General features: G+C 36.8%; 19 protein-coding genes. 5 read left to right on the top strand and 14 right to left on the bottom strand.

Features of this window, described 5'->3' with window-relative positions; translation table 11 throughout:
• Positions 1-189: 189 nt before the first annotated feature.
• Positions 190-1266 carry a cell division protein FtsZ gene (ftsZ, locus tag EPJ89_RS03780; RefSeq protein ID WP_161637517.1) on the bottom strand — a complete coding sequence of 359 codons (1077 nt, stop codon included), beginning with the start codon at positions 1264-1266 and terminating at the stop codon, positions 190-192.
• A gap of 18 nt (positions 1267-1284) precedes the next feature.
• Positions 1285-2520, bottom strand: a complete 1236-nt coding sequence (locus EPJ89_RS03775; RefSeq protein WP_161637516.1) for a cell division protein FtsA — start codon at positions 2518-2520, stop codon at positions 1285-1287.
• 202 nt (positions 2521-2722) lie between these two features.
• Between EPJ89_RS03775 and rpmB the strand changes: the two genes are divergently transcribed.
• Positions 2723-2914, top strand: coding sequence for a 50S ribosomal protein L28 (gene rpmB, locus EPJ89_RS03770; RefSeq protein WP_013853067.1), 192 nt, complete (start codon positions 2723-2725; stop codon positions 2912-2914).
• A 29-nt stretch (positions 2915-2943) separates the two neighbouring features.
• Here the strand turns inward: rpmB and EPJ89_RS03765 are convergent, their stop codons facing one another.
• From EPJ89_RS03765 to gmk, 8 genes are read right to left on the bottom strand one after another with little or no spacing between them, the layout of a single operon-like run.
• Positions 2944-3537 carry a thiamine diphosphokinase gene (locus tag EPJ89_RS03765; protein ID WP_161637515.1) on the bottom strand — a complete coding sequence of 198 codons (594 nt, stop codon included), beginning with the start codon at positions 3535-3537 and terminating at the stop codon, positions 2944-2946.
• Positions 3534-4184: a ribulose-phosphate 3-epimerase gene (gene rpe, locus EPJ89_RS03760; RefSeq protein WP_125164374.1), complete on the bottom strand. Its 651-nt coding sequence runs from the start codon at positions 4182-4184 to the stop codon at positions 3534-3536. Before rpe ends, EPJ89_RS03765 begins: the two co-directional genes overlap by 4 nt.
• Positions 4181-5035, bottom strand: a complete 855-nt coding sequence (rsgA, locus tag EPJ89_RS03755; RefSeq protein ID WP_125164373.1) for a ribosome small subunit-dependent GTPase A — start codon at positions 5033-5035, stop codon at positions 4181-4183. Before rsgA ends, rpe begins: the two co-directional genes overlap by 4 nt.
• Positions 5035-6786: a Stk1 family PASTA domain-containing Ser/Thr kinase gene (gene pknB, locus EPJ89_RS03750; protein WP_200549034.1), complete on the bottom strand. Its 1752-nt coding sequence runs from the start codon at positions 6784-6786 to the stop codon at positions 5035-5037. The genes rsgA and pknB overlap by 1 nt, the downstream gene beginning before the upstream one ends.
• Positions 6779-7510, bottom strand: coding sequence for a protein phosphatase 2C domain-containing protein (locus EPJ89_RS03745; RefSeq protein ID WP_200549032.1), 732 nt, complete (start codon positions 7508-7510; stop codon positions 6779-6781). The genes pknB and EPJ89_RS03745 overlap by 8 nt, the downstream gene beginning before the upstream one ends.
• A 31-nt stretch (positions 7511-7541) precedes the next feature.
• Positions 7542-8756 carry a transcription antitermination factor NusB gene (locus EPJ89_RS03740; protein ID WP_125164370.1) on the bottom strand — a complete coding sequence of 405 codons (1215 nt, stop codon included), beginning with the start codon at positions 8754-8756 and terminating at the stop codon, positions 7542-7544.
• Between the two features lie 2 nt (positions 8757-8758).
• The gene (gene priA / locus EPJ89_RS03735) at positions 8759-10909 is read right to left on the bottom strand and encodes a replication restart helicase PriA (protein ID WP_342621357.1); all 2151 of its coding nucleotides are present in this window, start codon (positions 10907-10909) and stop codon (positions 8759-8761) included.
• Between the two features lie 23 nt (positions 10910-10932).
• Positions 10933-11505, bottom strand: coding sequence for a guanylate kinase (gmk, locus tag EPJ89_RS03730; protein WP_125164369.1), 573 nt, complete (start codon positions 11503-11505; stop codon positions 10933-10935).
• Between the two features lie 115 nt (positions 11506-11620).
• Here gmk and EPJ89_RS03725 point away from each other — a divergent pair, with 115 nt between their 5' ends.
• On the top strand, positions 11621-13243 hold the full coding sequence (locus EPJ89_RS03725) for an Rqc2 family fibronectin-binding protein (protein WP_200549027.1): 1623 nt from the start codon (positions 11621-11623) through the stop codon (positions 13241-13243).
• On the opposite strand, the gene EPJ89_RS03720 is transcribed toward EPJ89_RS03725, so the two are convergent.
• Positions 13197-13856: a M48 family metallopeptidase gene (locus EPJ89_RS03720; RefSeq protein WP_244660802.1), complete on the bottom strand. Its 660-nt coding sequence runs from the start codon at positions 13854-13856 to the stop codon at positions 13197-13199. The two genes, EPJ89_RS03725 and EPJ89_RS03720, sit on opposite strands and share 47 nt — an antisense overlap.
• A gap of 45 nt (positions 13857-13901) precedes the next feature.
• Here EPJ89_RS03720 and EPJ89_RS03715 point away from each other — a divergent pair, with 45 nt between their 5' ends.
• From EPJ89_RS03715 to EPJ89_RS03705, 3 genes are all read left to right on the top strand, one after another.
• Positions 13902-14672, top strand: coding sequence for an HAD-IIB family hydrolase (locus tag EPJ89_RS03715; protein ID WP_200549023.1), 771 nt, complete (start codon positions 13902-13904; stop codon positions 14670-14672).
• A gap of 13 nt (positions 14673-14685) precedes the next feature.
• Entirely contained in the window at positions 14686-15237 is a 552-nt protein-coding gene (locus EPJ89_RS03710) for a hypothetical protein (RefSeq protein ID WP_125164365.1), read from the top strand.
• Positions 15238-15346: 109 nt separating this feature from the next.
• Complete coding sequence (locus tag EPJ89_RS03705) at positions 15347-16234, top strand: hypothetical protein (RefSeq protein WP_200549021.1); 888 nt, start codon at positions 15347-15349, stop codon at positions 16232-16234.
• Between the two features lie 485 nt (positions 16235-16719).
• Here the strand turns inward: EPJ89_RS03705 and EPJ89_RS03695 are convergent, their stop codons facing one another.
• The 3 genes from EPJ89_RS03695 to EPJ89_RS03685 form a co-directional block, all read right to left on the bottom strand.
• Entirely contained in the window at positions 16720-17391 is a 672-nt protein-coding gene (locus tag EPJ89_RS03695) for an HD domain-containing protein (RefSeq protein WP_244660801.1), read from the bottom strand.
• Positions 17363-19066, bottom strand: coding sequence for a phosphoenolpyruvate--protein phosphotransferase (ptsP, locus tag EPJ89_RS03690; RefSeq protein WP_161637506.1), 1704 nt, complete (start codon positions 19064-19066; stop codon positions 17363-17365). Before ptsP ends, EPJ89_RS03695 begins: the two co-directional genes overlap by 29 nt.
• Positions 19067-19315: 249 nt before the next feature.
• On the bottom strand, positions 19316-19906 hold the full coding sequence (locus tag EPJ89_RS03685) for a V-type ATP synthase subunit D (protein ID WP_161637505.1): 591 nt from the start codon (positions 19904-19906) through the stop codon (positions 19316-19318).
• Between the last annotated feature and the right edge of the window lies 1 nt (position 19907).

Here is a 19907-nt window from a genome sequence, read left to right as displayed (position 1 = left end):
TGCCGCTACTACTTGTTAGGATTTTGTATACCGCCGCCAATCCGATTAATACAATCAATCCAGTTATATATAACGAAAGCATAAATCACCTCCGTTACTATGTATGTACTTCAGAAATAATTTCATAAAAAAAGAAAGAAACGTGTTCTTTCTTTACTTCTAATCTTTTAAAAGATCAAACAATGTGACTTATCGCGTTTTAAAGAACTCAGGGATATCATTGTTTTCAGTACGACGTTCTTCCTGATTGTTATGTGACGTTTGATAAGCGGGTCTTGCTTCAGCCGCAGTACGCGTAGCATGGACTTCAGGTGCAGGTTCTTCCGCACCATCAAAACCAGTCGCAATTACGGTTACAATAATGGAATCACCAATATTTTCATTAATCGCAACTCCAAAGATAATATCAATATCATTTCCCGCTGCATCACGAATATAATCTACTGCCTCTGATGCATCTTGAATCGAAATTGAATCGCCACCTGTAACGTTTACAATCGCATTACGAGCACCATCAATTTGTGCTTCTAAAAGTGGAGAAGTAATCGCTTTTTGAGCCGCTTCAATTGATTTATTTTCACCTTGTGACATACCAATTCCAATTAAAGCACTTCCTTGTCCTGCCATAACGGATCGAACATCCGCAAAGTCAAGGTTAATCATTGCAGGAACAGCAATCAGATCAGTAATTGTTTGAACACCTTGTCTTAGTACATTATCTGCCTCTTTAAATGCTTCTTGGAATGGAATACGTCCAATCACTTCAAGTAATTGATTATTACTTACAATAATTAATGAGTCAACATAAGACTTTAATTCTTCCAATCCAGACATTGCCTGATTTGAACGACGACGTCCTTCGAATGTAAATGGTTTTGTAACGATCCCTACAACAAGTGCACCTTCTTCTTGCGCGATTTTCGCAACAAGTGGTGATGCTCCTGTACCAGTTCCACCGCCTAAACCAGCTGTAACAAAGACCATATCAGCATCTTTTACAGCTTCTCGAATTTCATTTTCACTCTCAACGGCAGCTTTACGTCCCATTTCTGGATTCGCACCTGCCCCAAGACCCTTCGTCACCTCACGGCCTAATTCTATACGATTAACTACAGGCGAACAGTTAAGCACTTGTAAATCTGTATTTGCGACATAAAATTCTACACCTTTCATGCCTTCATCAACCATTCGATTAACCGCATTACATCCAGCGCCACCGACACCTATTACTTTAATTCTTGCTACTTGTTCAAAATTCGCATCCATATTTGTTCACTCCTCCATCTAACGTTCAAAGAACATGCTCTTCAGTTTTTGAGTAATCGAGTCATCTTCGTCTTTTTCATATTGTAACACAACTCGCTTAAACTCATCTTCATCAACGCTTGAGAGTGTTACATCACGGAATATACTTTGGTCTTTATAAAAGTAAAATGCCCCTACAAGAGATGTTAGACCATAATCTTTTACACCAAATGTTGTAGAACGGTATGTAACCGCCTCCGCTTCTGTTATTTTTTCAATACAATTTGTAATTCCTGAAATCTCTGCGGCTTCTCCACTAATAATAAAACGAGGTTCCCCAAGACTTTCAAAAATCGGTTCACAACTATTACATATTTCAACAATAAATTTATGAATATCCTCTGCAACTAAATCCATAAGATCTACCTGAGATAAGGTATGGGATGTTGATTTAGTTGACCATATGAATATAGGGTCATCTTTCGGATTTTCATTATTTAAATCGATATTAAAATACAATAATCGATGCACAACATCCGTTGGCACTTTTAATGTACGTTCGATTTTCTTCATAAAGACATCAAATCCACGATCGATATAATCATTAGATAAGAGAATACCTTTACTAAATAGTGATAATTTTGTTAGTTTTTCACCTAATGTTAAAGAAACAATTGGTTTATCAATTGACGCTTCAAATAATGAAGCCTCTTTTGCAAAACCAATATCATCTAAAACAATATCAATAATCTTTAATCCTGATTTTTCAACACATGACACATATGGGAAAATGATGGATTGTTTCCCGAAGTAGCAATCTGCTTCTATCGTTAAACTTTCACATCGTTCATTTAATGGTAATTTACGAGTCGAACTTCCGTTCACAAAATACTTACTCATTAATACGTTCGTTAATATATGTCCTTCAGGAGCTTTTACGTTTAATAATTCTTTATATGCTCTTTTTACATCATTCTCAGAAATACGCCCAGTGATTGGTACGCGCAATTGTTTATTGATTCGCTTCATATGGACGCCAGGAACAAGTAATAGTACTTGTTTTATTACAACCCCCAAATTACGCGATGCATTTTCAATCGCTTTTTTAATTGAATCGACCACATGCGTTTCGCTCATAATCGAATAGCCCGCCACACCTAAATGTGGGACTCGTTCAACCTTTAATATATTTAATCGGCCATTGAAAAATTGTCCAACTAATAAGCGCACTTCATGATCCGCGATTTCTAAAGCTGCAACTATTTGTTTCTCCATCAGCGAACCTCCTTGTGCTATTATCATAATATCATAATAAAGTCCAATAGCAAAGTGATAGATGGTGTGTTAAGTGCATTTTTGCTTGTTATTTCACACAAGAATTTTTGGTGATAATTTTTCCCTGAGATACTTGATTAAACAAAATCTATATGATATTATAGTCAAGCGTTATGAAATAGATAAGAAAGGGGGTTACGGTATGCCTAGAGTATGTTCCGTATCCGGTAAAAAAACACTATCAGGAAACAAACGTTCACATTCACTTCGTGCGACTCGTCGTAAATGGAATGTAAACTTGCAAAATGCAACAATTATGGTGGATGGAAAACCAACTCGTGTCCGTATTTCCGCCCGTGCACTAAAATCATTGAAAGCACAACAAGCAAAATAATAAAAAATACGGTTCACACCGTTTTTTTATTATGAATCGCATGCTTGAATAACGAGAACACTTGCATCTTCGAGGATTATTTCTCCTTTATCATGAATCATTTCATTTGAAGTGAGATAATCATCAAAAGGAAATATTTCTCGTCGAGTAAGAGGATATTTAAAACCCTTCAGGGTAATATAACCTTGTTTAAGTACAACAACCGAAAAATACTTATAATTTAACTTATCTACGATATGGCTCCCTGAGTCATATCGTTTTATTTTGTTTAAGCCATCATATAACTCGATTCTTGAGTCCTTCATCGCTGTCATAATATTTATGAACTCGTGATCCTTTCGACGTCCCAAACCGCCAAGAACGCGAATAATATCATAATCATCACAAAGAGAATATGCATACTTAAAATCAGTCTCATCTTTGATGGGGTTTAATTTATGAATATGCGAACAGTGCAACTCAATCTCCTTGAATTGCACTGTTGTTACAGAATCAAAATCGCCACAGGCTAATGTCATCGCTACACCATCGCGAGCACATACATAAGCACCAAAATCCACACCAATGACATCTCCTATAATAGTTTCGTGATGCTCTCCTAAAACGATTGTGACGGTTTTCATAGTAAAGACGAAACCGCCTTTTCAATATCATCCCCAAATACATAGCTACCCGCAACAAGGATATCTGCGCCCGCAAGACGTGCACGAGGACCGGTTTCACCATTAATGCCCCCATCTACCGAAATAAGATATTCATAATTATTTAGTTTTCGCATTTCATCAAGTTGCTTGATTCGTTCAAGCATTTCAGGCATAAACGCTTGTCCTCCAAATCCCGGTTCAACACTCATCACTAAAACCAGATCTACATGTTTTAAGTAAGGGACAATTTTATCAAGATCTGTTCCTGGTCTTAATGTAATACCCGACTTAATCCCCTTTTTCTTCAAATACTTAACAGCTTCAATGCCTTGAGTTGGGTCACCATAACATTCTGTATGAAAGGTTATTGCATCAGCGCCATTTTCAATAAACATATCAAAGTACTTTTCAGGATTTACAATCATAAGGTGGACATCCATCAATAAATCTGAAACTTGACCAATTTGTTTCATTATTGCTGGACCAAAACTTATATTGTCCACAAAAACTCCATCCATTACATCGTAATGCAACCACGTTGCACCTGCTACTTCTACACGTTTCAATTGTGTTTTCATATCTTTAAAATCCAAGGATAATAAAGATGGTGATACGATTTTACTCATCGTGACTCCTCCTTAATTAATGTTAAGCAATCAAGATAATCTTGATATCGTTGTTTTGAGATTGCTCCACTTTCAACGTTTTCTTTAATAATGCAACCCGGTTCTTTTATATGCATACAATCACGGTACTTACAATTTCCGATATAAGGCGCAAAATCAGGGATTGCTTGCGATAACTCGAGCGGATCTACAGTACTAAAATCTAATGAAGAAAAGCCCGGTGTGTCCGCAATCCATCCACCGCATAAAGGATAAATTTGATTGTGGCGCGTCGTATGTCTACCCCGTCCTAATGCCTTAGATATTTCTTGTGTATTAAGTTCTAGATCGTCGCTAATGCGATTGAGAATACTTGACTTCCCAACACCACTTTGACCTGCTAAGACAGATATTTTTCCCTTCATAATCGCTTCAAGCGGATCGGTTGGTAAATTACTTCCACTCATGATGACTTGATAACCATATTTTTCATATTCATCAAGAATATTTTGTTTGAGTGCTTCATCTGCTAAATCACTCTTTGAGACTATAATAATAGGATTAATGTTTTGAAGGGATACAAGAAAAATAAGACGATTGACCAGAGTAAAGGAAAAATCAGGTTCTTTCGCAGACATCACAATAAGAGCTTGATCAACATTTGCCACAAGTGGACGAATCAATTGATTTCGGCGGGGAAGAACGCGTTGGATAACCCATTTCCCCTCTAACTCCTCGATATGTACATGATCTCCGACAATCGGCTTATCACCGAGCCTCAATTTCCCCATTGCAGTCGCGATAATAAACTCCCCTTCAAAATAAACGGAATATCGGTTGGATACAATTCGTGTGATAACAGCTTCTTTCATTATGCCTCCCTGTCGTGATTCCCTTCAGATTGCTCATCAGAATCACTTGGCTTTTCTTCTTTTTCGTCTTCTTCTTTGGGACGACTGCTCTCACTATAGTAATACAATGTCACAGAATTCCCTGAATTTTGGATATAATAACTTCCAGGCATTGGATTTGACCGAATTACCGTGCCAAAGCTCAGACTGTTTAACTCTGAAATACTAAGGTTTTGCGTTGGTAATTCTGAAGTGGTCACCTCAACACCCAATTCTTCTAATTGTGCTTTCGCTTCATCAATGGATTTACCAATTAAGTCCCCAGGTAACACAAGTTCTTTGTCGGAACTAACAACCAAAATAATATCATAACGTTGTTCTGGCTTAATTTTATCACCTGGCATCAATCCTTCCTGACGGATAATATGACCCGTTGGAACTGATGCTGAATATTCTGAAGTCGTTTTAATATTTATATTTTTATCAGATAAAATTGCCTTAACATCATTTACGGATTTCCCAGAAAAATCTTCTACAGTGTAAATCTTTCCTTGCGATACGATAAGTTTAATTTGGTCTCCTTTAAGAACTCTCGTTCCCTTTTCGGGTTTTGTACCAATTAATTTGCCATCTTCATATTTATCGGAAATCTCGTATAAATATGACGGGGAATAATTAAGACCTAAACTTGCAAGATGTTCTTTCGCTTCTGATACACTTAGTCCTGCTAAGTCTGGAATTTCTACATCATTCGGTTTTTTCGGGGCGAAGATCATCCAAATACCAAAAATTACAATAATAATTGCCAGTAAACTTGCACCAATAATCATCGTTTTTTTCTTTTTAGGTTTGTCTTGATTGGGGACCGTTTCCGTTACCCCATTAAGTTTCTCAATTAATTTCGTTCCATCATCACTTTCCATCGTTGCTTCCCATAAAGGTTCATCCGCTCGAGATTCAAGGAGACATGTGTCTAAATCCTCTACAAACTCTTTCATGTTTGCATAACGATGCGTACGGTTTTTATGCGTAGCACGTGCAATAATATTCGCAATTGAATTGGGCAGTGTAGGATTAAACTTCATTACAGAAGGAAATGGTTCCCTCATATGTTTCATAGCAATTTCAACCGGTGTCTCTCCCCGATAAGGAACATCCCCTGTGAGTAATTCATAAAAAACAACACCAAGAGAATACACATCCGATTGTTCTCCTGCACCTTCACCCCGAGAACACTCTGGAGCCATATAATGCACTGAACCTAATACGGAATCTGATTTGGTTAATTGGATTGCGTCACCGGCAAGTGCGATACCAAAATCCGTAATTTTTACCGTTCCATCATCCTTAACGAGAATATTTTGCGGTTTAATATCTCGGTGGATTACCTGTGCTGCATGAGCATGTTGTAATGCAGATGCGAGTTGTTGCATAATTGCTACCGATTCATATTTATCTAAAGCACCTCGGCGATGAACGAGTTGTTTAAGTGTAGTTCCTCGAATCATCTCCATGACGATGTAATGTTGACCTTCATCCTCACCGACATCATATACCTCAACAATACTTGGATGATTCAATCCAGAGGCTGCATTTGCCTCTCGTTGAAATCTCAAAAGCGCTACCGGGTCATGTGATAAATCACCTCTTAAAACTTTGAGTGCGACCTCACGATTTAAAACAGTATCGAGTGCTAAGTAGACATCCGCCATCCCTCCGGTACCAATCTTCTTAACAATACGATAACGTGATCCAATAATACTACTATTCATGACGATCTGCCTCGAGGAGAATAATTGAAATATTATCATATCCTCCCGCTTTATATGCCATTTCCATTAAATGATTCCGCTGAGCAAGAAGGCCATTAATTTTAAAGGTTGCTTCAATGTGTTCTTGCGGAACATAACCATGAAGTCCATCCGAACAAAGCAATAAATATTCCCATTGTGACGTTATGTCAATGACTTCAAAATCAACATTTTCATCAATTCCAACAGCATTCATTAAAATATTACGTTTAGGATGGTTATACATTTCTTCTTTCGAAATTTCATTACGTTTATACATTTCATATGCATACGTTTGATCATGACTCAAACATGTTAATTGATTTTGGTTCACACTATAAATTCTGCTATCACCAATATTGAAACCAATCACATCATCACCCAAGACAACAACTGCAACAAGTGTCGTTCCCATGCCCGAATACTCGCGCACGACTAAAGATTCATGGTAGGTCGCACGATTAATGGATGTAATTGATTTATCAAACCAAGCACGAATATCCTTTAGATTTGAAAATTCACGCTTATCAATAAAAGCTTCACGAAGTAGTTTTACAACCATTTGACTTGCAACAGATCCTGCATTCGCGCCCCCAATACCATCACATACAACAGCTAAAAGTGCATTGTCATTTTCAACTACAGCAACGTAGTCTTGATTTTCTTTGCGGATTAATCCGATTTCACTGATACTTGTATACTTCACGCGAAAACCTCACTTATTCTATTTATTTATATTAACATGTTCTCTTCAATTTGGCGATATAAAACCCATCACCCTTTGTCTCAACCGGGTTAAGGGTGACTTCTTGAACAAGTTCAAAATTTGAGTGATTTTCTAAGAATGTTTGGACTTGTTTCTCATTTTCTTTTCGATTCAAGGTGCACGTGGAATAGACAAGAAGTCCCTGTTTTTTTACGAATTGCGACGTATGAATTAACATTTTTTGTTGGATTTTAACCAATTCATCCAAGTCTTGTGGAAATATATGATAGCGCAAGTCATGCTTATGCGATAAAACACCTAAACCTGAGCAAGGTGCATCAACAAGAATGCGATCATATTCTTGATTTGTTTGAAATTCAAGTACATCACTTGTTACAACTTGTGTATTGATTACATTACAGCGTTCTAAAAGAGACTTTGTTGCTTGCGCACGTGATTCATGAAGCTCAACACCTGTAATTGACCCTGTATTCTCAAGATAATTAGCAATTTGAACGGTTTTCGTTCCAGGACCACAACAGCAATCAAGGACCGATAACGAAGGTTCTAAATCCATCCAACGCACCACTTCTTGACTGTTTCGATCTTGAACAAGAACATAACCTTCCTGTAAATATTCACTTTTAAACAGTGCTGGCTTTGCTTGTATGGTTTCATTATCCTTTAGGATATAATTTGATAAATCATCAGTTGTTGGTTTTAAAGTGTTAAAACGAACGTAGGTTGGCTTTATCGCCTGACAGTACTTCGCATAGTCTATTGAAAACGATTCACTGTATTGTTTTGAGAGAAGTTTCATGATCCAAAGTGGCATACTGTATTGAATCGATGCGACTTCAAGGTCATTGCCCAATAAAGGGCGTTCATTACGTGCAATCACTTTTTTCAAAACCGCATTAACAACACCAGCGTAACGGTGTTTCCCAATGGTTTTACAAAGATCAACCGTCTCGCTCACTAATGCGTAATCAGGGATTTTATCCATTTTGAAATATTGAGCACATCCCATTTTAATTACAAGGCGTACTTCTTTAGGCAACTTTGCATCCACCAAATCTTCGTATTGATAATCTAAAAATAAGCTATTCTGCAGCGTAGCGTAAACAAAAGCACTCACAAATGCTTGATCTTGCACTGGTAAATCCAGTTCTTTGAGCACAAGGTGTGCGTGTCTGCCTTTGAAATACACTTCACTTAGTACTTTATAAGTCTCTAATCTTCTCATACTTATTCTAACGTCATGGGATTAACGTCCACGACAACTCCTGTTCCATTAATTTTTCGGTATAACTGCAATGCTTGATTACAGATGTTAATCATTGAATCTAAATCTTTTCCTTTTAGGATCATGCGCGTTCGATATTTTCGTTGAAGCTTTCGAAGTTCAGTTGGACCTAATATTTGAAATTTTTGGTCACTTAATAATTTTTGGAAATCTTCGGCAGCTTGCCACGATTTCAAAGGATCCTCATCTAAAAAAACAAGTGAAATTAAGTAATTGTAAGGTGGGTAGCCCGCAATTTTTCGGTATTCCATTTCTTGTTTGAAAAAATGTTTATATTTTTGGTTTACTGCACACACAATTGCATAATGATCTGGATTACTTGTTTGAATTATGACTTCCCCTGGGTACTGACCCCTACCACTTCGGCCTGAAGCTTGTAACAACATATTGAAGGTCAACTCAACTGAGCGATAGTCAGCGTACGCAAGTGTTGCATCGGCATTAACGATTCCGACTAACGTTACATTTTCGACATCCAATCCCTTAGCAATCATCTGTGTTCCTACAAGAATATCCGATTGATGATCAATAAAATCATTGAGGATGCGTTGATGCGCATTTTTCTTTGAAGTCGTATCAGCATCCATCCGCGCAATGCGTGCTTGAGGAAAAATACTTTCCAACTCCTCAACCAAGCGTTGTGTTCCAACACCACTTCCGATTATTTTGGGTGGTCTTCCATCAACCAGTGGTAATTGGTGGTAGATTTCTCCGCACATATGACAGCGAATTGTTTGGTCATCTTTATGATAATTTAAAGCAACATCACAATGTTCGCAAAGCAATACCTCATCTGTATTAGCGTTTTTCAGAAGGGTATTATACCCTCTTCGATTAAGCAGCAAAATCACTTGCTCGCCCTGACTTAGCCGTTTATGAATGCCATTTATAAGTGTTTGAGTGAGATAAGGCGACTGTTTATCATAAAGCGCTGTTCGCGTATCAACAAGCGTAACGCTGGGAAACATATGATTGATGCGATCATTGAGTTCTAACAGTTGATACTTTCCCCTAAGGGCGCGTGCATAACTTTCCAAAGCTGGGGATGCACTCCCTAAAACTAAGGGGCACTGATGATATTGACTGCGTTTGATAGCGATGTCTCGAGTATGATACATCGGGATTTGATCTTGTTTATAACTTGAATCATGTTCCTCATCCATGACAATTAACCCTAAATGATCAAAAGGCATAAAAATCGAAGAGCGTGTCCCGACAACAATCTTAACTTCTTGTTTTTGCACCCTAACATATTGTTCATATTTTTCTTGATCGTTTAATGCAGAATGGTAAATCGCAACATCTTCACCAAATCGTTTCGAAACCCTTTCAATCATTTGAGGTGTGAGCGAAATTTCCGGCACCATAATTAATACTTGCTTATCATCTTTCAATACCTTTGCAGCAGCATTAAGGTATATTTCTGTTTTGCCACTTCCTGTTACACCGTGTAATAAGTAGGTATGGGACACACCAAATTCAATTTTTTGGAGTGCACTCCTTTGGTCTTGTGTCAGAATAGGTTTTTGATAATTTGCATTCACAAATTGAGGCTGATAAGCGACTTCACGTTCAAATTCCTCCACAAAACCTCGATCAATGAGTTTTCGATAGTCGGAATAATATGCTCGCGCATCTTTTAATGTGAGCGTTGAATGTTCTTGCAGGTACTTTAGAAAAGCACGTTGTTTCGGTGTGAGTACTGACCAATCTTTTTGAGACTTAACGCTCAAAATACGTTCTGTTTTAATCGTACCTGCAGAACGCTTTGGTTTTAATTTATTGGGTAGTATCGTTTGTAAGCAGCGTATCATGGGTGTCATGTACTCATAACTCATCCATGATGCAAGATCGTAGAGCTCCTCACTTAAAATCGGAACGTCATCCAAAACTGAATCAATGGGCGCGACTCTATATGATGTTTCATACGGTTCTTTTACAGAGTGCACAAAGGCAACCATTAAGCGATTTCGTACGCGAACCATAACCCGAACACCGGGTGAGACATTAAAACCATTATTTGAGTATGTAAGTGTTTGATTATTTAAGAAACTCTCTTCAATATAAACCTCTAAGTATTTCAATGACTTCACCTCCTATAGACTGAAAACAACTCTTATAGAGTTGTTTCAATGTTTCGTTTAATAATTAAAGCAACAGAGTCTGCAGCTTTCTGTGGATCCTCATTACAAATTACATAGCGGTAATGATTCATTAATTCCATTTCCTTTGCTGCTTTTTCAAGTCGTTCATTAATGACATCTTGGGATTCCGTTTGTCTTCCCTCAATGCGACGTTTGAGTTCTTCCATACTTGGCGGAACTAAAAAAATACTGAGTGAATCTGGAACTCGATCAATCACTTGGAGTGCACCTTGAACTTCAATTTCAAGTAATACATTTTTACCTAAATCTCGTAATCGGTCCACTTCCGCTAACAACGTTCCATAATGATTCCCAACAAACTCAGCATGCTCAAGCAACTCATTATTTGCGAGTGCTTCATCAAAACGCTCCTGAGTAACAAAATAGTAGTCTTGTCCATCTACTTCACCATTTCGTGGTTTGCGTGTTGTCATTGAAATAGAAAACGCTAGGTTCAACTCTTCACGATCAAAAAACAACTTACGAACTGTTCCTTTTCCTACCCCACTAGGACCTGAAAAAATAATTAATAATCCTCGTCTCATAAACACCATCCCTTTTAATAATTTTACTTATTATACCATAACAAGTCAAACAATTTTATAAACCATGCAGACTTAATGGTATAATATTAAATATTAGTATTGAGAGGTAGATTAAATGGCTATAGATGGCGTACTGTTAAATCGAATTGTGAGGATGATGAATGAAGATTGTCCTGTTAAAATTAATAAAATTACTCAACCTTCGAATCATGAATTTATGCTTCATTGTTTTGCAGGTAAAAAATTGAATATGTTTATCTCAACACACCCTGTGTTTAGTCGAGTTCAATGGACAAAAGAAAAACCGACTGCAAATCTCGATCAGACACATTTGTTAACCCTCATGCGAAAACATCTCGAAGGCGGTATTATTACACAAATTACCCAATATGGTTTTGATCGAGTTCTCGAGATCCATATTGAGCACCGTGACAACATGGGAGTGATAAGACCTTACCGTCTCGTAGTTGAACTTCTCGGGAAATATGCAAACATTATCATTGTCGATGAGGATGGTGTGATTATTGATGCACTCAAGCGCATCGCGCCTTTTGAAAATGCTTCGCGAGCAATCGTGAGCGGAGGTCTCTATGAATATCCCCCTCAATTTGATAAGAAGTCATTTTTGGAACTTGCCTCTTATAATCCTGAAGACGCATTAAAAAATCAATTTAATGGGATTTCTCCCCTTTTAGAACGTGAAATTACATTCCGTTTAAAAACTCAAACTCCAGAAGCAATCATTCGATGCTTATCTGAGTCCCAAAACATCTATTTGTATGAACGTGATTTTCATATTCTTGAGTTAACCCACCTAAAACAGGATTTTAAAAAAGAGCCAATCATGGAAGGTCTTGACTTATACTTTAAGGATTTACAGCAGAAAGATCGCATTAAAGCCCATACCGGAGATCTTTTAAAACTAATCAAACGCGAGTTAAAACGTAGTCGCATTAAACTTCCTAAATTGTATGATGATTATAATCAAGCACAAGACAGTGATTATTTGAGAGAAAAAGGTGACCTCCTCTTTGCTTTCGCAAGCACCTTACCTAGCGGGCACCGTGAGATTACCGTAAAAGATTTCGAGGGCAATGATGTGACCATTGAACTGGATCCACGATTTAATGGCAAAGACAATGCGAAGCGCTATTTTAAACGTTATCAAAAGGCAAAGACCAGTTTGTTCTATCTTGAGGAGCAAATTCATAAAACAGAGGCACGAATCCATTATTTTGAACAACTTCAAACCCAAGCTGAGCAAGCCACTGTTGAGGATGCTCAAGAAATTAGTGACGAGCTAATTTCTCTTGGAATTATTAATCAAAAGCGAATCCGGAAACAAACCATAAAGAAAAAGAAAAAGCCGAACTATTCAACAATTGTTTATGATGATGAAACAACAATCTTCATTGGTAAAAACAATCTTCAAAACGACTATTTAACCTTTAAACTCGCACGAAAAGATGATATGTGGTTTCATGCTGCCAATACATTTGGCGCTCATGTCATCATTAAATCATCTGAATTGGATGAATCCAAGATTCGTCTCTGTGCACATCTTGCAGCATATTATTCCAAGGCCCGACATGGAAGCAGTGTTGAGGTATACTACACACAAGCAAAAAATATAAAAAAAATCCCGGGTGCAAACCCTGGATTGGTAAGTATTTCGACACAAAAGAGCATCTTTATTGATCCAGATGAGACGTTGGTCTTATCTTATTTGAACGAATGACCGCCTTATAAGTTGGCATAATAGATGATATGACGTTATAAAATCGATCACTATGATTAAATTCAATAATGTGAGCACATTCATGAAGGACTACGTAATGAATAAATGGAAGGCTCTCATGATATAAATATGTATTAAACGCTAGTTCGTGATTTTGATTGCAGCGACCATATAAGCGTTTATAACGTCTCACCTTATAGGGAGGCGTTTTTAATTTCAATCGCCATGCATACAAACACACAAGTGCATCTAATCGTAATTCAAGTTGTTCTTTGAAATAATCATCCACCCTTTGATTGATACGGGATTCAGACAGCGAAGGCGGAATCGTAATTTCTATGCTATCTGCTGACTCCACAATCTTAAAGGGGCTTCCTTCAAGCGATATTATGTGTTTGTACACACCAAAAACACGAAGCCGATCCATGCTCTTATGATGGTATCCAAGGGGTTCATAGGCTTGTAAATGTTTTTCAATCCACGATGTCTTTTGCGCAACAAACGACTCAATTACGGTATCAGATGTCCCATAGGGAGCCTTCACGATAACGCGTCCATCTCGAACTAAAATTGACATCGTCTTGCGTTTACTTCTACTGATTTCAATATTCATAAGGGTATCATAGCACATTCATGCTATACTATCTAAGGTGATAAAATGAAAAACAATGAAATATTCTATTTTGATGTTGATGGAACGTTATTGGATAATACCACTCATACAGTTCCACAAAGTACACTTGATGCATTGTACCTGTTAAAAGAAAAAGGATACTTAGTTGCTTTATGTACAGGTCGGAGTTTATTAGGTATTCATGAGGCTGGAGTCGATAATATCTTTCCATGGGATGGCTATGTTCTTTCAAATGGTTCGCTTATTTTAGATTCGGAGCAACGTGTTATTTCTGAAATATATTTTGAACCAGAATTTATACATGATCTTATTGCAGTTAATAAAGGACCCTTGCTTTTAGAAGGAGCGCGAAACACGCTTACAAGTGAGGCCAATAAACGTTTATTGGATTCTTTGAAGCATTTTGGAATCCCTGCTGAGTATCCTGTTGTGCCCTATCAAAATGAAAAAATCTATAATTTAATTAGTTATGATATCGACACACTCTCAAAAGATGATTATAATAGACTTATCGGTGATAAAAACACCGCTTTTGATCAACTTGGAAATCTCGAAGTAATTCCATCTCAGGGTGGGAAATACAACGGATTAAGAACCTTAAACCAACACCTCAATGTAACACGTTATGTAGGTTTTGGAGACGGTGACAATGATGTGGATTTCTTAAAGAATGCGAATTATTCAGTTGCACTGGGAAATGCGTGTGATTCCGCAAAAGAAGTCGCTGATTTTATTACACATGACGTTGATCAAGACGGCATTATGTATGCTTTAAAATATCATGGTGTACTGTAGGTAGGAGCGAATTATGAATTTTACAGATGAAGAATTATTTAAGATGGACATGCTAAAAGATAAACGTCGTCGTTTACTTTATGTCATCAAGGGAAAACAAGAAGGTTACCATATCCTTGAACGTGAAATGAAGATTATGAACATTATTACAGGACGAAATCTTTGGGTTCTGCTTGGATTCGTATTGTCTTATGGATTATTAAGACAATCCCTTCTCGTTTCAGTTATCGTGTCAGTCGTAGTGTTTATCGGTTTTTATCTTTATGAAAAATACATCTTTTTAAAAGATCGCAACATAATTAAGATATCAGATGAAGACTATGCGAAACTCAATTCTCTCAGTGCTTTAAAATCCAAAAAAACCGATACTGGATCCTATGTAATCGTGCCTTTGCTTGTAATTATTATCCTTGTTACACGAAATGCAGACGGACGCTTTAATCCATCAGAGTTTGACTTATGGATTATGTATATTGGAATTGTATTATTAGTTCTTATGAGTGGATACTTTTCACTACAATATTTGAAGTTACGAAAAGATATTAAATCGCTTGAAGATAAATAAAGACAGTAGATTATCTACTGTTTTTATTTGAAAACACATTGGTTATTTACTTGCCTTCTGACAGAGGGATAGGTTACACTTAATGTAGTCGTAAAGAGAGGGTGTTTAGATGAAAAAACGAAATATATTACCAACGTTATTAATTTTAATTGGACTCGGATGTCTTGGTGGTGCTTACATTCTGAATCAAGAAGGTTACCGTCTCTATGCAGCTTTAGCTTGTGGTACATCATTATTTTTCGTAATCATGAGTATTATTGTAATCTCCATTCATAAGGGACAGGATTATGAAGACTTAACCGATGATGAGGAAGAAGATGATCCCTTAGAGCCCGTATTCGACAATCAAGATGAAGAAGATTTCGATATTGCTCTAACCAATCAAAAAAATAAATCAAGCGATTCTAATTCGCAAGCATTTGAAGAAACAAATTCAACACGTATCTTCAACCCTTCAAATTTTGACGATCCGCTGAAGAATGCTACGTCTTTCGTACCAAAAGAAGCGTCTAACCCAGCACTGGAAAACACAAAACCAACGGACGAATCATCAAGAATTACCTTAACGCTTGTGCGAAGTGATGAAAACCAAGAGAATATCTACCAATTACTACACAAAATGAATGCACGAGGACTCCTCAAAGAATCCGTTGCATACAAAATGAACTATGATCAAATAAAAAATCATAAATTACTGGATAAGTATATCTTTGAAACCATCTTCAACGACATTCCTTCGATCAGTCTTGTTAAGGAGCGTAATCGTAAAGAAACACTTACTCATATTAAAGTTATGGCAGGTGTTTCTGATGATGATCTTGTTCTTATTGGTTACATCCCCACAAAACATCTCGTAGAAGTCCACAAATCTTTCAATTCAATCTATCATATCCGTGGAAAGATTACCGGTGGTCATTATCGAAATTGGAAAGCAGATGGCCAATGCAAACACGGTGAACTTCCTTTTATTGCTTCAATCACAATCTTTTCAAAATAAGAGCGTAAGCTCTTTTTTTATGGTTACCTTGATATGAAGATTATCTAATAAGGGGGGATTGTTATTGAAACCACGAACACATTATTAGTCGTCATCCTGGTGCTCTTATCTTATTTTGACTTTAAATTACTTAAAATACCAAAATGTTTTATTTACCTAATCTACATTTTACGAATCATCTGTCCAATACCCATCACAATCGATAACTTTATTAGTTCGATTGTTTTTGGACTCCCTTTTTATCTTTGCTATCGATTTAGAGCTAGTATAGGATACGGAGATGTCCTACTCATCGAGGCCCTTTGTTTCTACTCTGGAATACAAAAAAGTATAATGGGCATCTATTATATGGGATTCGTTGCGTTTTTTTTCTTATGTTCATTGATACTGAGACGTCAATCCCTAGAAGAACATTACCCGTTTGTACCAATTATTAGTATTGGATTCTTTCTTGCACTCTAAAAAAAGACAGTTTCCTGTCTTTTTTACATTTCCGATTCGTTCATTTCATCGTAAAAATCTTGGTAAAAATCTAATAAACGCTGATGCCTTGCTTTACCTATACGTTTGGCTTTTTCTGTCTCGAGTAAATCATAGAGCTTGACTAATTTTTCATCGAGATGTTCAATCGCGTTTCGTTTTAATGTGCGATAAGCTGATAAGGAATCGATCTCAACACTTTTTAGTGTCGGATCATAGAGCGGTGTCCCCTTACTTCCAGCATAATAAAATGTTCGCGCGATCCCAATAGCACCCATTGCATCGAGATAATCCGCATCCGATACGATTTGTCCAGATCGAATTTTATTTTGAACTCCAAATCCACCTTTATATCCAATTTGAGATACACCGAGAATAATTTCATCCTCAAAGCCCTCAAAATCAAGATTCCATTTCTTAAAAAGATTTTGTAGTGATAACTCGAGATTGTCTGTTTTCAATACTTTATCATCAAACACATCATGTAAATAAGCAATTGATTTTATTACGAACTCATTATCCGTTTCAGAAATTAAGCGTGAAGTGAGATTCACAACACGCTTAATATGATAATAATCATGACCTGATTTGTCCGCAGACATCATCTCAAAAATATTTTGATCAAGATTATTTAAAATAGAAATTTGATTATTGGATAGCATTATCCAAGAGTTCAAGCACTTCTTCTGTTGTTGCACAGTTTAGCGCTTTATCTGTTAATTCTTTCATATCTTCGTAACTTAAATCACGGATAATACGACGTGCTTCTAAAATTGATGAGGCTGACATCGAGAATTCATCAAGACCAAGTCCTAATAATAAAGGAATTGCCTTCTCATCCCCTGCCATTTCACCACACATTCCACACCATTTACCTTCTTTATGGGCACCATCAATCGTCATTTTTACAAGACGTAAAATGGAAGGATTATATGGTTGGTAGAGGTATGATACTTTTTCATTCATACGGTCAGCAGCCATTGAGTATTGGATTAAATCATTTGTTCCGATACTGAAGAAGTCTGCTTCTTTAGCAAATTGATCTGCAAGCATCGCTGCTGCAGGAATTTCTACCATCATTCCAAGTTCAATCTCATCACTATATGCAATACCTTCTTTTGATAGGTTTTTCTTTTCTTCTTCCACAATCGCTTTAGCATCACGGAATTCTTGAATTGTTGCAATCATTGGGAACATGATTGCTAATTTTCCATAAACACTTGCACGAAGAAGTGCACGAATTTGAACACGGAAAATATCTAATCGGTCAAGGCATAAACGAATTGCTCGATAACCTAAGAATGGATTCATCTCATGTGGAAATTTAAGGTATGATAATTCCTTATCTCCACCAATATCAAGTGTTCGAACGACTACACGACCAGGTGCCATGTTTTCAAGAACAGTCTTGTATGCTTCAAATTGTTCTTCTTCATTTGGTAATTCAGAAGCATCCATGTAAAGGAATTCTGTTCGATAAAGTCCAACAGCTTCTCCACCATTATTAACGACACCCTCTACATCATTAGGTGTACCAATATTTCCGGCAAGTTCAACGTGACGTCCATCTTTTGATACAGATTCAGCATCTTTTAACGCTAGAAGACTCTTACGGTGTTCTGCATATTCTGCAGCTTTTTTAGAGTACGAAGCTTTTTCTTCTTCAGATGGTTTAAAAATGATAACCCCTTCTAAAGCATCAAGAATCACTTCATCACCATGTTCACATTGGTCTAAAAGACTTCCTGCACCCACAACTGCTGGAATCTCTAAACTACGAGCCATAATTGCTGAGTGAGATGTACGTCCACCGATTTCGGTAGCAAAACCTTTAACAAAATTACGGTCCAATTGTGCTGTATCGGATGGTGTTAAATCTTCTGCAACTATTACAACTTCTTCACTAATTGTTGTCAAATCAGGAATGTTTAAGCCACAAGCATGACACTTCATACGATACGTCACATCTTTAATATCTGCAGCACGTTCACGGAAGTAAGGATCATCCATACTTTCAAACATACCAATAAACATATTACCAATTTCGTTAATTGCAAATTCTGCATTAACAGCATCATTTTTGATCATCTCTTCAATCTGACCCACAAATTCTGGATCTTGAGTAACCATTAAGTGAGCATCGAAAATTGCGAGTTCTTCATCAGCAAGACGTCCAACTGCATTTTCTTTAATCGCTGTAATATCCTTTTGAGTAGCAAGAACAGCATCTTGTAATTTTTTGATTTCCTCTTCGGCGTTTGCATCACGTTTTTCAATTTCTAAAACTGGATGTTGAAGTTTAAAAACCTTTGATACTGAAACACCTGCTGAAGCAGCAATACCTTTAATCATAGAATAATCTCCTTTTTCCCTAATTCATCATTGTCATTTTAGCACTTTTTACTAGCGTAATCAAAGTTTTTAGTAAAAGTTAGTATGAAACTTTGATGCTCAATATTGGAATAATCACATTCCAAACATTCCATCTCTATTACAGAGTTGCTCTTATACGCAATTTCCAATTTTTATTCTATCTTTTTCAGCCATCTGCTTTATCTTAGTTATAAAAAAAACAGACGATAACCGTCTGTCATTTCTCAATTACATTTTTTTTACTAATTTCATTCGAATAAATTCTTCACGCTCTTTTTCTTCGAGTGCATCTGAAATTGTTTTGATTTTAATCTCAAGATCTGGAATAACAATTTGTTCAAGTGCATTAGCTCGTTTTCGACTTTTCTCAATTGCTTTTGCAAGTCGATACATACCGTTGTCCAGTTCAGCTAGTTTTGCGGTATAGAGCTTAACCTGACGCATTTGCAAAAAAACTTCATCAAGTCTCGAATTACTTACACTAAGTGCATATGGAATTTTAACTTCCTTTTCCTCGATGGTTACTTTAGGTATTTCAATGCCCATAACAGATCGATAGACTATTTTAATGTCTTCTTCAACAGGCATTAATTTTGCAATGCGATCAATTACACCTAATGAAACATTTGCACGTTGTAAAGAAAGATATGCTTTATCGTAAGTTTCGTCGATCACATCACGCAATTCTTTAACGTCATCCATCATTTTGGATAACTCTTGCATGAGAATAACTCGTTTTCGATCCATTAGCTCGTAGCCCAACTTTGCTAATCGTAACGACTCTTTACATGCAAGTAAATTTCCTTTAGTAATTAACACG

Origin of the sequence: Erysipelothrix sp. strain 2 (EsS2-6-Brazil), from assembly GCF_016617625.1 — a bacterium.
Taxonomy (GTDB): domain Bacteria; phylum Bacillota_I; class Bacilli_A; order Erysipelotrichales; family Erysipelotrichaceae; genus Erysipelothrix; species Erysipelothrix piscisicarius.
Note: the sequence above shows the minus strand (reverse complement) of the source record. Positions and strands in the feature narration are given on the sequence as shown.